14 protein-coding genes are annotated in these 15,181 nt (G+C 64.9%); 6 read left to right on the top strand and 8 right to left on the bottom strand.

Annotation, left to right across the window (positions count from 1 at the left end; genetic code table 11):
• The first annotated feature begins 198 nt into the window (after positions 1-198).
• Positions 199-1,593: a dihydrolipoyl dehydrogenase gene (lpdA, locus tag AC07SZ_RS11115; RefSeq protein WP_494914275.1), complete on the top strand. Its 1,395-nt coding sequence runs from the start codon at positions 199-201 to the stop codon at positions 1,591-1,593.
• A 161-nt stretch (positions 1,594-1,754) separates the two neighbouring features.
• Here the strand turns inward: lpdA and AC07SZ_RS11110 are convergent, their stop codons facing one another.
• On the bottom strand, positions 1,755-2,858 hold the full coding sequence (locus AC07SZ_RS11110) for a saccharopine dehydrogenase family protein (protein ID WP_494914273.1): 1,104 nt from the start codon (positions 2,856-2,858) through the stop codon (positions 1,755-1,757).
• A gap of 122 nt (positions 2,859-2,980) precedes the next feature.
• Between AC07SZ_RS11110 and AC07SZ_RS11105 the strand changes: the two genes are divergently transcribed.
• The 5 genes from AC07SZ_RS11105 (at position 2,981) to AC07SZ_RS11085 (ending at position 7,174) form a co-directional block, all read left to right on the top strand.
• Entirely contained in the window at positions 2,981-3,409 is a 429-nt protein-coding gene (locus AC07SZ_RS11105; RefSeq protein ID WP_056576358.1) for an Lrp/AsnC family transcriptional regulator, read from the top strand.
• 170 nt (positions 3,410-3,579) lie between these two features.
• The gene (locus AC07SZ_RS11100) at positions 3,580-3,732 is read left to right on the top strand and encodes a hypothetical protein (RefSeq protein WP_155772489.1); all 153 of its coding nucleotides are present in this window, start codon (positions 3,580-3,582) and stop codon (positions 3,730-3,732) included.
• 100 nt (positions 3,733-3,832) lie between these two features.
• The gene (locus AC07SZ_RS11095; protein WP_494914272.1) at positions 3,833-5,359 is read left to right on the top strand and encodes an ArnT family glycosyltransferase; all 1,527 of its coding nucleotides are present in this window, start codon (positions 3,833-3,835) and stop codon (positions 5,357-5,359) included.
• Positions 5,356-6,513 carry a glycosyltransferase family 2 protein gene (locus AC07SZ_RS11090; protein ID WP_172371628.1) on the top strand — a complete coding sequence of 386 codons (1,158 nt, stop codon included), beginning with the start codon at positions 5,356-5,358 and terminating at the stop codon, positions 6,511-6,513. Before AC07SZ_RS11095 ends, AC07SZ_RS11090 begins: the two co-directional genes overlap by 4 nt.
• Positions 6,514-6,622: 109 nt before the next feature.
• On the top strand, positions 6,623-7,174 hold the full coding sequence (locus AC07SZ_RS11085; RefSeq protein WP_494914271.1) for a phosphatase PAP2 family protein: 552 nt from the start codon (positions 6,623-6,625) through the stop codon (positions 7,172-7,174).
• Positions 7,175-7,389: 215 nt separating this feature from the next.
• Here the strand turns inward: AC07SZ_RS11085 and AC07SZ_RS11080 are convergent, their stop codons facing one another.
• The 7 genes from AC07SZ_RS11080 to AC07SZ_RS11050 all read right to left on the bottom strand — a co-directional run bounded on the left by AC07SZ_RS11080 (position 7,390) and on the right by AC07SZ_RS11050 (position 15,070).
• Entirely contained in the window at positions 7,390-10,044 is a 2,655-nt protein-coding gene (locus AC07SZ_RS11080) for an FtsX-like permease family protein (protein ID WP_494914270.1), read from the bottom strand.
• Positions 10,041-10,724 carry an ABC transporter ATP-binding protein gene (locus AC07SZ_RS11075; RefSeq protein WP_494914268.1) on the bottom strand — a complete coding sequence of 228 codons (684 nt, stop codon included), beginning with the start codon at positions 10,722-10,724 and terminating at the stop codon, positions 10,041-10,043. Before AC07SZ_RS11075 ends, AC07SZ_RS11080 begins: the two co-directional genes overlap by 4 nt.
• A complete protein-coding gene (locus tag AC07SZ_RS11070) occupies positions 10,717-11,379 on the bottom strand; it encodes an ABC transporter ATP-binding protein (protein WP_494914266.1) in 663 nt (220 codons plus the stop codon). Before AC07SZ_RS11070 ends, AC07SZ_RS11075 begins: the two co-directional genes overlap by 8 nt.
• 1 nt (position 11,380) lies before the next feature.
• Positions 11,381-11,983 carry a hypothetical protein gene (locus tag AC07SZ_RS11065; protein WP_494914265.1) on the bottom strand — a complete coding sequence of 201 codons (603 nt, stop codon included), beginning with the start codon at positions 11,981-11,983 and terminating at the stop codon, positions 11,381-11,383.
• Positions 11,984-12,110: 127 nt separating this feature from the next.
• Positions 12,111-13,490 (bottom strand): sensor histidine kinase, encoded by a 1,380-nt coding sequence (locus AC07SZ_RS11060; RefSeq protein ID WP_056574291.1) that lies wholly within the window; start codon positions 13,488-13,490, stop codon positions 12,111-12,113.
• Entirely contained in the window at positions 13,487-14,170 is a 684-nt protein-coding gene (locus AC07SZ_RS11055; RefSeq protein ID WP_056574294.1) for a winged helix-turn-helix domain-containing protein, read from the bottom strand. The genes AC07SZ_RS11060 and AC07SZ_RS11055 overlap by 4 nt, the downstream gene beginning before the upstream one ends.
• A 105-nt stretch (positions 14,171-14,275) precedes the next feature.
• Entirely contained in the window at positions 14,276-15,070 is a 795-nt protein-coding gene (locus AC07SZ_RS11050; RefSeq protein WP_056574297.1) for a COG4705 family protein, read from the bottom strand.
• Between the last annotated feature and the right edge of the window lie 111 nt (positions 15,071-15,181).

Genomic DNA, 15,181 nt, shown 5'->3' with positions numbered 1-15,181 from the left:
GGGGTTTGAGCTCCCCCTTCTCCATTTGCGGGAGAAGGTGTCGCCGAAGGCGACGGATGAGGGGTGTTCCAGCGGAGTGAGGCGTCGGCGTTCCCTGGAGCACCCCTCATCCGTCTCGGCGCTGTCGCGCCGATCCACCTTCTCCCACAAGGGGAGAAGGGAAGGCGCGTATCGACCGTCGCCGAAAGGACAGCCAACATGAAAGAAATCTCCTGCAAGCTGCTCGTCATCGGCGCCGGTCCGGGCGGCTATATCTGCGCCATCCGTGCCGGCCAGCTCGGCGTCGATACGGTCATCGTAGAAGCGGGCAAGCCCGGCGGCACCTGCCTCAATGTCGGCTGCATTCCGTCGAAGGCGCTGATCCATGCGGCGGAGGAGTTCGAGAAAGTGTCGCACATGGCTGGCGGCAAGAGCCCGCTCGGCATTTCGGTCACCGCGCCCGCGCTCGACCTTGCCAGGACCGTCGCCTGGAAGGACGGCATTGTCAGCCGGCTCAACAGCGGCGTTGCCGGCCTGCTCAAGAAGGCTGGCGTGAAGACCGTGCAGGGCTGGGCGACGTTCCGCGACGGCAAGACCGTCGAGGTCGAGACCGAGACCGGAAGCCAGATGATCCACGCCGAAACCATCGTCATCGCCACCGGCTCGGCGCCGGTCGAGCTGCCTTTTCTTCCCTTTGGCGGGCCTGTCATATCGTCCACGCAAGCGCTGGCCTTGAGCGAGGTCCCCAGGAGACTCGCCGTGGCGGGCGGTGGCTATATCGGGCTGGAGCTCGGCATGGCCTTCGCGAAAATGGGCGCCAAGGTCACGGTGGTCGAGGCCTTGCCGCGCGTGCTGGCGCAATATGACGCCGAACTGACCCGGCCTGTCGTCAAGCGGCTCGCCGCGCTCGGGATCGAGGTGATGACAGGCGCAAAGGCCAAGGGCCTGTCGACGAAGGGCGATGCCCTGCTGGTCGAGACAGCGGATGGCAAGAACACCAAGATAGCCGCCGACAAGATCCTGGTGACGGTGGGACGCAAGCCGGTGACGGAAGGCTGGGGCCTCGACCAGATCGACCTCGACATGTCAGGCAAATTCATCAAGGTCGACGACCAGTGCCGCACCTCGATGCGCGGCATCTTCGCCATCGGCGACGTCACCGGCGAGCCGATGCTGGCGCACCGGGCGATGGCCCAAGGCGAAATGGTGGCCGAGATCGTCGCCGGGCACAAGCGCGGCTGGGACAAGCGCTCGATTCCCGCCGTCTGCTTCACCGATCCCGAGCTGGTGACATCAGGGCTGTCGCCCGAAGAGGCCAAGGCGCAGGGCGAGGTCAAGATCGGCCTGTTCCCGTTCGCCGCCAACGGACGGGCGATGACGAAGATGGGGGAGGATGGCTTCGTCCGCGTCGTCGCCCGCGCGGACAACCATCTGGTGCTCGGCATCCAGGCGGTCGGGCAAGGCGTGTCGGAACTGTCGGCGGCTTTCGGGCTGGCGCTGGAAATGGGCGCGCGGCTGGAGGACATCGCCGGCACGATCCACGCGCATCCGACGCAAGGCGAGGGCTTCCAGGAAGCGGCGCTGAAGGCGCTGGGCCACGCACTGCATATTTAGAGGGTGCTCTCCCCCCTCGAGGGGGAGATGGCCGGCAGGCCAGAGGGGGTCGGTTCGACTGGATGCGGCCTTCTTGCGACAGAAGGAAGCTGGCGCTTCACGCGCCGACCCACTCTGTCGCCTTCGGCGACATCTCCCCCTCGAGGGGGGAGATCAGATGCTCAGCTCGCCAGCCGGCTTACCATCTCGTGCTGTGCATACGCCCGGCCAAAGCGGTTGGCCAGAAATGCATCCAGCGCGATCTCTTCCTGCTTGACGAAACCGGTCGCCGGCAGGCTGCCGTCGGCCAGCATGTCAAGCACGGCGCAGATGCCGGACGCCGTGGTGATCTGGATGGCGCTGCGCACCTGATTGCCGACGCGCTGCGAATAGATCTTGTTGGCGTAGGTCTCCTGCAGCAGGCGGCCATTGCGGCGGCCGGATACGGTGACGAAGACGATGACCACGTCCTGCAGCGTCGCCGGCAAAGCACTTTCGAAAATGTCCTTCAGCACGTCGCGGCGGTGGCGCAGGCCGAGATCGTTGAGCAGCGCCTTCATGATCGCGGCATGGCCGGGATAGCGGATGGTGCGGTAGTTCAGCGTGCGCACCTTGCCCTTCAGCGTCTCGGCCAAGGTGCCCAGCCCGCCAGACGTGTTGAAGGCCTCGTAGGTGACGCCGTCGAGCGAGAATTCCTCGCGCTCCTCCAGCGGCGGCACTTCGACCAGCTCGCCCTCGACGATCGCCTCGCAGGGCTCGCAATATTCGTTGATGACGCCGTCGGTGCTCCAGGTCAGATTGTAGTTCAGCGCGTTGGACGGGTATTGCGGCAAGGCTCCGACGCGCATGCGCACGCTTTCGAGCGTGTCGAAACGGCTGGCGAGATCGTTGGCGACGATGGAGATGAAGCCCGGCGCCAGGCCACATTGCGGAATGAAGGCGCTCTTGCCCGAACGCGCCAGTTCCTTGACGCGGCGGGTCGAGACGACGTCCTCGGTTAGGTCGAGATAGTGCACGCCGGCGCTGGCCGCCGCCTCGGCGATGCGCGTGGTGAGATGGAAGGGGGCGGCGCTGAGCACCGCGAACTTGCCGGCGAGCGCCGCTTCGAGCGCGCCGACCGCCGCGATGTCGAGTTCGAGCGTCTCGACGCCGGCGGGCACTTCGGCCGCGGCGAGCTGCGCCGCCGAGCGGTCGACAAGGGTAACTTGGTAGTCGCCCGTCGCGGCGAGCATCCCGGCAATGGTCGAGCCGATCTTGCCGGCGCCGACGATAACGATGTTATTCATGATCAATAACCCCTGTCAGTTCAATCCGTCGGGAATCATCGCAGCTTGCCTGTCGAAAAGAAGTGTGGAATCTGGCGGATCGAACCCTAATATTAGCCAATTTGCCGAATGGATTCGTCGAAATGCTCAGTGAAGCCGAACAGGCCCTGCTTTCCCTGCTGCGCGCCAACGCACGCGCCTCGACGGCCGAACTGGCGCGGCGGCTCGGCGTGTCGCGCACCACGGTGCAGAGCCGGATCGAACGGCTGGAGCAGCGCGGCATCATTGCAGGCTACGGCGTCAGGCTCTCGGCCGACTATGAGCAAGGGCTGGTCAAGGCACATGTGCTGCTCACGGTCACGCCGAAGCTTGCCGACAGAGTGGTGCGGGCTCTGCAGGCGCTGCCGCCGGTCAGGACGCTGCATTCCGTCAGCGGCAATTTCGACATGATCGTCATTGTCGACGCCCCGTCGATCCGCGACCTCGACGCGCTGCTCGACCAGATCGGCGCCATGGAGGGGGTCGAGCGGACCTCATCGTCGATCATCCTGTCGACGCGCATCGACCGGTGAGTGTCGGGGCCGGCTGTGTGGGGCCGGATCGTCCGTGAACAATTCCACCCCTTACTGATTTGTAAGAACCCGGCAAGGCGGCAGTATGATTGACGAGGCAGTGTCGCGCCTGAACCGCTGCGGCTAAGACCGTCCCAAGCCGAAAGCCTGTCGTGTTCCGAGAGGTGGCTTTGTCCGTACCGCGCAATATTCCCGTCCGGGCTGGCCGGTGGATCTGGATCACGACCGGCATCGCGTTGCTGGCCATTGCCTTGCTGCTGATCGTCATGTCCGGAAACGAGCCGATACCAGAATACGGCAGCCATCTGTTCTGGTTCTGGTAGCGCCCACATGCAGTACGACGAGACCTGGCGAGGTGCCGGGGTTCCCACATGGTCCACATCCGGCACGGCGTGCTCCTTTCCGGCGTACCCGATTTCTCAGATGGCACTTCTCGTCTTCTTCTTCCTGATCTTCAGGATAGGGCTTGCATCGGTCATCCCACTTTCGATTGACGAAGCCTATGCGGTGGTGGTGTCGCGCAGCCACTCGCTTTCCTATTTCGATCATCCTCCGATCGGCTTCGCGCTTGCCCGGTTCATGGCGGATATTTCCGGCTGCGAATGCCGGCTTTTGGTGAGACTTCCCTATGTGTTGCTCGGCTCCGCGTCGGCGTTGCTGCTGTTTGCGCTGACCCGATACGCCTATGGCGCCGTTGCCGCATTCTGGGCCGTGGCCTGGTATACGGTCGCTCCGTTCTTTCTTATCTCCGCCGGGCATTTCGTCGTTCCCGACGGGCCGCTTGATTTCTTTCTGCTGACCGCAGCCTGTCTGGCCGCACCGATGCTTCTCGGCGCTGAAACCCGGTTTGCCCTTCTGCGCTGGTGTGCGGCCGGCGTGGCGCTCGGGCTGGCGCTGATGTCGAAATATCAGGCCGGTCTGTTCTGCATGTCCGCCCTGCTGGTCCTGCTGCTGACGAAGCCCGGACGGGACCAGCTTCGAACCGCCGGGCCATGGGTGGCCGGCGCCATTGCGACACTTGGTCTGCTGCCGGTCATAATATGGAACGTGGATCATGGCTGGATTTCCCTGGCATTCCAGTCCGGCCGGGGTACCGCCAACGAAGGCCATCTCCTGCATCCCGGCAACCTTGCCGTCACATTGCTCGGCCAGGCGCTCTATGTTTGGCCGCCGATCTGGCTGGTCGCCATGGCGTGCCTGTGGCGAGGCGCCTGGGCCGGCACGGCAACGGATCGCTTCTTCGTGCTGCTTTCGGCGCTGCCCGTCGTGTTCTTCGACCTGATCGCCCTGTTCAGTGCCCACTCGCTGCCGCACTGGTCGATGAGTGGCTTCCTATTTGCCTTTCCGCTCGTCGGCCAATGGTGCGGCGCATTTTCGATGCGCAGGCGAACGCTGCTCATCGTGTCCATCGTTATCGCCGCCGCTGTCGTTCCGCTTCTGGCCACGGGGTTTGCGGTGCAGGCGACAACCGGCGCCTTGACGAGGCCATTTTTCCAGAGGGCGCCGAAGTTCGACGTCAACTGGCAGCTCGTCGACTGGTCCGCGCTGACGGACAGCAAGGTTGCCGACGAGATCAGGCGCGCCAACGGATATGTCGTTGCCTCGAACTGGATGCAGGCGGCAAAGCTTGGCTACGAACTTGGCCCGGACATTCCGGTCGACGTGCTTCCCGGAGATCCGCGCCACTTCCAGTTCATGGACCACAGGCGACTCGCCAGCCAAGCCACCGGCTTCTTCATCGGCGCCATGAATTTCCGCGACGACGAGGCCGCCCAGGAAAAAGCCTATCGCGACAATCTCGGCGGCCTGTTCGTCGTCGACGGCGACGCCCGGCACATAACGCAACGGATCTCCGGATTTCCGGTCTTCGACATGCTGATCCTGCCGGTGAAGCGCGTAGCGCCGCCGCTCTCCAAGGCCGATGGGCAGCCGTCCGGGGGACAGCCATGAACCAGGCCACCACCTATCAGGACGCCCCCGTGGCGTTGACGGCGGACAGCGCGTTCCCCGTCATGCATGGTGGCCCGGAAGTGACGATCGTCATTCCGACGCTGAACGAGCGCGCCAACATCGGCCTGCTGGTGGCCCGGCTGCGGCAATCGCTGGCGCACATCGATTGGGAAGTGGTCTTTGTCGATGACGACTCGAAGGACGGCACGATCCTGGCGGTTCATGATATTGCCGCCGGCGATCACCGGGTTCGCGGCATCAGGCGCATTGCTCGGCGAGGCCTCGCCGGAGCCTGCCTCGAGGGCATCCTGTCGAGCTCGGCGCCGATCGTCGCCGTGATGGACGGTGACCTGCAACACGACGAAACATGCCTGCCCGCGATGTTCGCTATGCTGCAAGGCGGTGAGGCCGACCTGGTGATTGCCAGCCGTTACGGGAGCGACGGCAGCGCCCAGGGCGGATTCACCAGGCTGCGGTCGAGCGTCAGCCGGCTGGCGACGTATCTTGCGCGTCTGCTGCTGAGAACGCCGATCCATGATCCGATGAGCGGGTTCTTCATGCTGCGCAGGGAAATCGTCGACGCGGTGGCGCCCCGGCTGTCGCGGCAAGGTTTCAAGATCCTGCTCGACATTGTCGCGTCTTCGTCAACCGCCATCAGGATCAAGGAAATCCCTTACGTGTTTGCGCCGCGGCTGCACGGACAGAGCAAGCTCGACTCCCTGGTCGCGCTTGAATATGCCGGCCTGCTGGTCGCGAAAATGTCGGGAGACCTGATCTCCACGCGCTTCCTTGCCTTTGGCCTGGTCGGGTCCGCCGGCGTTGTCGTCCATCTCGCGGTCCTGCATGCATTGCTGCCGCACGGCCTGTCGTTTGTCGTCGCCCAGACAGCAGCCATGTTCACGGCGATGGCCTTCAACTACACGCTGAACAACGCCTTCACCTATCGCGACCAGCGCCGGCGCGGCTGGCGGTTCCTGACCGGCCTGCTTATGTTCGCGGCGCTTTGCAGCTTCGGCGTCGTGGCCGGTGTCGGCGTGTCGACGCTTCTCTACAGCGGCCACTCACGCTGGTGGGTCGCCGGCCTTGCCGGCGCAATCGTGGGCTCGGCATGGAACTACATCACCAACTCCGCAATCACCTGGCGCCGCCAATAGAGCGGTTCCCCGTTGCACGGAAACGCTTTATTTCCTTGCCTTGACGCGCGTCCGGACGGAAACCCGTTAGGCACTTTCCGGAGATTGCTCCAACCGAGGCCGACCACGCATGTATCAATTCGACGCCGCGATCACCGCCTGGATCAACACATGGGCCGGACATGCTTCGACGATTGATTCCGTGATGATCGGGGTCTCGACGGCAGGCGTGCCGCTGCTGGTGCTGGCGGTCGTGGCGCAGTGGTGGGTGCCGCGTGCCGATCCGGCCATCCGTCATGTCCTGATAGCGGCCGGTCTTTCTTTCCTTATCGGGCTTGGCATCAACCAGCTGATCCTGCTGTTCGTGCAACGGGTTCGCCCTTACGAAGCGCATGTCACGCACCTGATCATCGACAGGACCGTCGATTTCTCGTTCCCGTCCGACCATGCGACGGCAAGTTTCGCCATCGCGGCGGCCTTTCTTGTCCACGGCCTGTCCCGGCGCGGATTCTGGTTCCTTGCGGCCGCGCTGCTGATCGGGCTGTCGCGCGTCTATCTCGGTACCCACTACGCCAGCGACATTCTCGGTGGTGCCGCGACCGGCTTTCTGGCCGCGGGCCTGGTTCGCTTCGCGTACCGGGAAAACACCCGGCTCGATCGGCTGGTCACTGGAATACTTTGAAGGAGCCCGCCGACAGCTGTCGGGATCGCTGCCGGCGAACCTCGACCTTATGGATTCCAAGTGGCGCCGATAGCGGATTTCTTCATGGTCTTTTCCCGTTTTTGCCTGGTTGTGAAGCCGCCGGCCATTGGCCTTTCGGGCGGCTGAACGAGCCTAGGCTGTGGAGTTTTCGGCGGGCCGGCCGCGAGTTTACAGATAAGTAACCGACGTCCAGCTCACAGGTCGCGCAACTGTTCCGCCGCCCGTCCCGCCGATGGGCTGGCGGACCAAACGGCGGCAACCACCGAAGCGGCCACGAGGCCGAGCATGATCGCCAGATAAAGCCAGGGGATCGACAATGCCTCGGGTGGCGGATCGAAAACGCCGGTCAGCAGCTTGACCAGCATCCACGCCGTCAGCAGGCCCGAAAGCAGGCCAAACACCATACCGCCGACAAGGATCAGCAGACCTTCGCTCCACAGGAAGGCCGCGAGCTGGCGCGGCTTGGCGCCGATCGCCGCGAGGATGGCGAAAGGCCGGCGGCGCTCGAGGAATCCCAGGGCCAGCATCAGCCCGGCGGCGGCGGCGGCCATGACGACAGCGAAGCCCAGTTCGATTGTCGTCAAGCCGCCGAGGTCGACCGCGGTCAGGCTCGAGCCGATGAGATGTGCTGCCTGGCCGATATCGCCCACGTTCAGCGACGGATCGGATGTGAGCATCGACGAAGCCTGCCGCGCGAGCGCCGCAGGATCCGCCTTGGCGCGCATGAGCACGTATTCGGACGCATCGGAGCCGGTCATGCGGGCGACATAGGCCGAATTGGCGACAAGGAAGGAATCCTTGGGCGCGGTCGGAAATTCGCGGGCGACGCCGATGAACTTGAAGGCCACGGGATGATACTGGTGATCCCTGGCATCGATGAGCCGCAAATTGATGGTATCGCCTTGCTGGAGCTGGAAATCCTGCACGGTCTCTTCCGACACCAGGACACCGTCCGGCGTCGCGGCGAGCAGGGCAAGCGTGCCGGCCGCGCTGGCGCCGCTGAAATAGACATCGGAAAGACTGGTTGCGTGTCCGATTCGGCTGGGGTCGATGCCATAGAGGTCCTGCAGATCCGCGCCGACATAGGCGAAACGATGCTGCATGGGTTCCGCCGCCGCCGCGCCGGGCAGCGAGGCGAGAGCCGCCAAGTGCGTTCCGGCGGGCTTGTCCGTCGTGCCGAAGACGGTGACATCGGAACCGTTGGTGAGCTCGGCGTCGATGCGCGCCTGGGCATTGTAGGTGGTGTTGAAGATGGCGGTCGACGCGGCGAAGGAGATCGCCAGCGCGGTCATGGCAATGCCGATCGTCAGCCGCCCCGCTTGCCGCGACAGGGCGGCCGATACAACGGGCGCCAATGTTCCCGATGCCGGAGCAACCGCCATGCGCAGAAGCGCGCCGTTGCGGGCGATGACCGTGGCCGACAGCCGGATCGTCAGCAGCGCCATGCCGACCCAGAACAGGGCCGGCGCGATGAACGCCTTGTAGTCCACCGCCGTTGCCGCCACGCCTTCGGGCGCGAGCACGACCTGGTATCCGGTGCTCGCCGACTGCCAGAAGAACAATCCCGCCGCCGCGAGCAACAGGATGTCCAGCCACAGGCGCTGCCACAGTGGCGCCTGTAGCCGGCTCACGGTGCGCCGCGCCGCGCTGACGGTCGCCCAGCGCGCATCGCGCCAAGCCGGATAGAGAAAGGCGATGAACCCGACCAGCAGCCCGAGGGAGGCGACAAGAAGCAATGTCGGGCCGTCAACGCCAGGCGTTGCCTTGAAACCTGGTCCGATACCGGAAAGGAGCGCTGCGGCGGCCAGGCCAATGGCGGTTCCACCTATTGCCGCCATGGCGGCTTCGGTGGCGGACAGAAACAGGATGTCCTTGGTCGTCGCGCCGCGGACGCGCAGCAGCGCCTGTTCCGTGCGTCGGCGTGCGGCGCCGGCCGCGGTGACCGCAAAGGTAAGCGCGACCGCCAGCGCGATGCCGGGCAACCCGAGAAACAGGAACAGCACGGAGGCGTACAGCGCATCCTCGCGGACCGCCCCGAGGCGCGAGCCGAGATTGTCGGCCACGATCGCCTGGCCGGCGACCCTTGCCTCGAGATTGCGCTGGGCGTCGGTGACAAATGTATAGGCCGTGACGGGATCCGGCGGCAGCGCCTCACGGGCAAGCCGTACATGCAATTGCAGCCGGGTGGTGTCGGGGCGGGCCTTCTGCTGCGGATCGAACAATTGCCGCCAAATGTCCCGCGGCAGGATCAGGACATTGTCGGGCGGGGCCCGCGGCGCTGCCTGGGGCGGCAGGCCGACAGCCTGGAACAGGGCGTCGGCGTCCGGCAGGTCGACCACGCCGGCAATTCTCACCTCCGCCGGCGGCAGGCCCATCCGCTGGATCGAGATGGTGTCGCCGGGACCGACATGAAGGTTGGCGGCTGTCTGCTGGGCAATCAGCGCGCCGTCAAGTGTGCCGGAAAGCGAGCGGATTTCCGCCGGGAAATCGCCGGAATACCGGCTGTCGAAAGCAACCGCCTGACCGGGGCCGGTGGTCTGGGTCGTATCGCCGGTCCGAGCCTCGAAGCCGGCGACGTCGGCATAGCGCACCTGATGCACGGCCTTGACCGGAACAGCTTGCGCCAGCGCCTTGCCGATGAGGTCCGGATCGGCACCGGGGATCACTTGCACCTGCCAGTCGATTGGAACCGCGGACACGGCGCGTCCGGTCATCGATGCACCGGCCCCGGCGAGGAAGAGCGACATCGTGGCCAGCAAGGCGACCGACAGCGCGATGCCGGCCGCGGCGCCGGCCACGCGCAGGAAGCGGCGGGCGAGCACACCGCGGATCCACAGCAGGACCATCATGCCGCGGCCGCCCCTGGCCGATGCCCGGTGGTGAGCCGGCCGTGATCCATCGTCCAGCGCGTTGCCATGCGGTTGGCCATGGCTTCGTCATGCGTGGCGACGACCAGGGCGGTGTCGGTGCCTTCCAGGCGGTCGAGCACGGCGTCGAAGAAGCGCAGCGCGGTTCGGCTGTCCAGCTGCCCGGTCGGCTCATCGGCCAGCACAAGCTTCGGAGCCATGGCCAGGGCGCGCGCCATGGCGATACGCTGGGCCTGGCCGCCGGACAGTTCCTCCGGCAGCTTGTCGGCGAGTTCGCCGAGGCCGAACGACCGCAGAAGCGATGCTCCCATGTCGTCGGCGCCTGCGTTCGCTCCGGTCAGCAGCATGGGCAGGCCGACATTCTGGACAGCGGTGAGGGCGGGAAACAGGCTGGGCGACTGGAATACGAAGCCGATATGGCGCGGCCTCAGGGTCTCGTACGCGCCGAGCCCAGGCCATTCGATGGTGCCGGCGGTCGGCCTGTCGAGGCCGCCAAGAATATGCAGCAGGGTCGTCTTGCCGCTGCCGGAAGGTCCGACGAGGGCGATGCGCGCGCCCGACGCGATCTCGCAGTCGACACCGCGCAGCACGTCGATCCGGCCGGCGTTGCCGTCCCGGAAGTCTCGCCCGAGGCCTTTTGCGACAACGAGTGTTTCAGCCACGGTCGATCCTCCCGTCCTTCAGCCTGACGATGCGATCGGCCTTTTGCGCCAACGCCTTGCTGTGGGTCGCCAGCAGCGTCGCCAATCCGGCGTCGCGCCTTGCCTCGAAATGGGCGATCAGCCGGGATTCGGTATCGCGATCAACCTCCGCGGTCGGCTCGTCGGCGATCAGGATCGGCGGATCGGCGGCCAGCGCCACGGCAAGGCCCGCGCGCGCCGTCTCGCCGCCGGACAGCTCCGTCGGAAAGGCCCGTGCGCGATGCGAAAGACCGACACTTTCCAGCAGGCTGGCCATTCGTCGGTCGTTCGGCTTCTGCGCCAGAAGCATCTGAAATTTCAGGTTCTGTTCAACGTTCAAGTGGCCAAAAAGGTTTCCCGACTGCAGCAGAATACCGAAACTGGCGGCGCGAATGCGCGTGCGATGCGCCTCCGGCCGCCGCGTCAGCCGGACGCCAGCCACCTCGACATAGCCGCCATCGGGCTCGTCGAGGCCGGTCACGCAGGCCAGCAGAGTGGATTTGCCACTGCCTGAGGGCCCGACCAGGGCGACGATCTCACCGGCCGCGACGTGGAAGCTGACGCCTCGCAAGGCGGCCGTCTCGTCATCGCCTATGTGGAAGAACCGATAGATCTCATGCGCGGTCAGTGCGTGCATCTCATTTCCACCGGAACGAACCGGACATCAGTTGCCACTGATCGACATTGTCGGCGCCCTTGGGCGCATAGAGTTCGAGTGCAACGAGCTTGCCGTCCTTGAAATAGAGATAGCGCTCGTTTTCGAGGCGAACCTGCCGGTTGGTTACCGCGTTCGGTTCGGAGTTCGAGGTGTAGACGATGCGGATCGCGGCACCGGCCGGCAGCTTGACCTGCTTGACGGCGCTCACCTGCACGGCGCGTCCGGCGGCTTCGAGCTTGGCGACATAGTCCGCCTTGGCGCTGTCGACAGTTGGTGCGGCGTCCGCCTTGGAAACCGAGACAACGACGCCGTCCAGCTTGTCGATGAAGCTGGCGCCGTCGGCACGGTCCGATCGTGCCCAACCTTCCGGCACCTTCAGGCTGAACCCTTCCGGTGAGGTATAGTCGATGAAGACCTGCGAGTCTGGAATGTCGCCCGGAGGGTTCTTCTCCGGCCGGATGGGCTTCTCGGCGGCCGAGGCCGGCAAGCAGCCAAGCGCCAGAACCAGACTTGTCGTGCCCAGGCACGCCGCGACCGCGAGTGCCGGCAGGACGCCGATGGCTTTCCGAAAATGGGGGATCATTTTCCACGGCCTTTCGATGGAAGGTGAGGTCCATCCAGTATGCCGCCGCAAGCTTACGGACGGGTCGCCAGTCCCATACGTTTTTGTAAGTTATCGGCGCTTTGCAAGCTTTTGGCTCGCTGCGGCCTCAGGGCGCTTGCGATCTTACGAGTGGGAAGCTCACCACAACGGCAAGGCCGGGCCGGCAATCGTCAAGGGCGATGGATGCCCCGTGCAGATCGGCGATGGCCCTGACAAGACTGAGGCCAAGGCCGCTGCCCGGGGTCGAGCGGCTGTGGTCCAACCGGTAGAGCCGCTGAAATACCCTTTCGCGCTCCTCCGGAGGAATGCCGGGTCCGTCGTCGGCGACGCTGGCGAGGACACGCTCACCCTGATGTGCCACCGACAATTTGATGGTCGTGCCGGGCGGGCAATGGCGCAGCGCATTCTCGACCAGATTGGCGAACATCTGCGTCAACAGTTCCCTGTCGCCGTGGATACGGTCTCCGCTTCCGTTCAATTGCGAGAACGATAGTACCTTTCCGTCGTCCTCGGCGACGTCGGCGTAGATCTCGGCCATGGTCCGCAGGATATCGTCGAGGTCGACATCGGTAAAGCGGGCCCTGCGCGCGCCGGCTTCGATCTGGGCGATCCGCAACAGGGCATCGAAGGTCTCGTTGATCTGATAGCCCTCGGCGCGCGCATCGGCGAGATCGTCGGAGACGTCCTGATCCCGCGCGGCCTTGTCGGCGGCGCCTTCCAGGATCATCTGCAGCCGGTTGAGCGGCGTCTTCAAATCGTGCGCGATGTTGGTGCTGACCTGTTTCATGCCGTCGACCAGGCCCGACAGCCGGTCGAGCGCCGCATTGACCTGGCCGGAAACCATGTCGATGTCGTCGCCATTGCCGGTCAGCGGGATGCGCGTGTCGAGCCGGCCATGCGAGACGTCGACCATGGTGGCGGCTATGCCGTCGAGACGGCGCTGGACGCGCGAGGCGAGCAGGGCGCCGCCGGCGATCGCCAGTCCGGTGATGATCAGGGTTGCCCACCCGAAGCTCATCAGAATGATCGTCTCCAGTTCCTCCGTCTCGGACAGGCTGAAGGCGATGGTCAGATTGTTGCCGCCGACCGAACCGGAATAGGCGCGGTATTCGGTATCCGGAGGCAGGCCGGGCATTTCGGCCCCGAACATCGAAAAGCCGTCGGGAAGCTCCGCCGCGGTGAAGTTGCCGGCCAGACGGTTGCCGGCCGCGTCGGTCAGCGAAAAAAGCTGCTCCTTCCTCGGGCTGCGCGTGGAGTGGCTTTGGACGGTCTCCACCAGTTCCTTGAGGTCGTTGTCGGCATAGGTCGCGGCGATGACGGAGTAGGTTTCCTTGATGCTGTCATCGAGCTGATCGGCAAGATCGGCGCTCATCATCTGGTAGACGATGGCGCCCGCCAGAACGAAGGCCAGCATGAACAGGAAAGCAAACGTCAAGGCGAGCCGGAACGGCGTGCTGCGCAGCAGGCGGGCCCAGGTTCCGGTCATGACGCGAGCGGTGCGTGCAGGCTGTAACCGGTGTTGCGGACGGTGTGGATGAGCTGGGTTTCGAACGGCTTGTCGATCTTGGCCCGCAGCCGGCTGATATGGGTCTCCACGACACTGGTCTTGGGGTCGAAATGAAAGTCCCAGACGCGCTCCAGAAGCATGGTGCGGGTGATAACGCGGCCTTCGCCGCGCATCAGCACCTCCAGCAGGCTGAACTCGCGGGGCTGCAGGTCGATCGGCTGGCCCTGCCTGGCAACGCGGCGCATGATGAGGTCCATTTCGAGGTCGCCGACTCGCAGAACGGTCTTCTGCTCCAACGCCGCGGGCCGGCGGCCAAGGGCGTTTATGCGGGCGAGAAGCTCCGAAAAGGCGAAGGGCTTGACCAGATAGTCGTCGCCGCCGGCTTCCAGCCCCTCGACGCGGTCGTCGACGCCGCCGACGGAGGTGAGAAAGATGGCCGGCGTGCGCACGCCGGCGGCGCGGACCGCCTTGATCATCGACAGGCCGTCGAGACCCGGGATCATGCGATCGGCTATGATCACGTCATAGACGCCGCTGGTCGCCGCGAAAAGCGCGTCATGGCCATCGCGCAGGAGGTCGCAGACATGGCCGGCCTCGGTCAATCCCCTGACGATGTAGTCCGCCGTCCTGTGGTCGTCCTCGACAAGAAGAAGTCGCATTGGCTTATCCGGGTGATTGCCGATATCGGGGACAGGCTATCACCGGGACGGGTCCGTTCCTAGGACGGTCAGGGAATGGCAAGCCACGCAGTGCATGCCGAAGCCTCAATCAGATTCCAGCAGGATCTCGTCGGCGTCGTCGGCGGTTCTCTTCAACGTCATGTAGAGAACCAGGGCGACGATGCAGCCGAGGAAGATCACGCTGGTAAAAGTGGTGCCGAAACCAAGGCCGCCATATTCGACCGGCTGCGACAGCAGGTCGCCAAAGGACGCGCCGAGCGGCCGCGTCAGGATATAGGCAAGCCAGAAGGCCAGGATGGCGTCCAGATGGAGGAGATAGTAGGCAAGCGCGATGAGCGCGATCACGCCGCCGAACAGGAGGCCCGTGGTCAGATAGCCCATGTCGAAGCTTTCCGCGACCAGGTCGCCGGCGGCGGTGCCGAGCGAGAAGGTGAAGAGGATCGCCAGCCAATAGAAGATCTCGCGCCTGGTCGTGAAGATGGTGTGGATCGAGAGCGTCCGCTCGCTGGCGTACCAGACCGCGAACGTCGCCGCGAGCACCACGCTGAAGGCAATCGTGGTGGTCTGCAGGCGCACGCCGAAATTGTCGACGAGGTTGTCGGTGATCAGCGTGCCGACGACGCTGATCAGCACCACCGCCAGCCAGTAGGCCCAGGGTACGTAGCGTTTCTGCGCGAACTGCAGGACAAGGGCGACGACCAGAACGCCGGTCATGATCAGCGATGTGGCGGTCAGCCCGAGCCCGAGGTTGACGGCCAGATAGTCGGCCGCCGTCTCGCCCATGGTCACCGCCATCAGCTTGATCAGCCAGAAATCGAGGGTGACATCCGGAACCCTGTTCTGGGCCGGCCCGGCGGGCTGCTTGTTGCTGGGGAGCATGGCTGAAGTCCTGAGGTTGGTGGTCGTGGCGGGATGAAAGCGCATCGCGAGGGATTCATGCGATCCGCCCCTGTTCGATGCATGTCTTTCTCGATCGCCCGCACACCCTCG

This window comes from Mesorhizobium sp. GW821-FHT07A06 (assembly GCF_059419085.1).
Note: the sequence above shows the minus strand (reverse complement) of the source record. Positions and strands in the feature narration are given on the sequence as shown.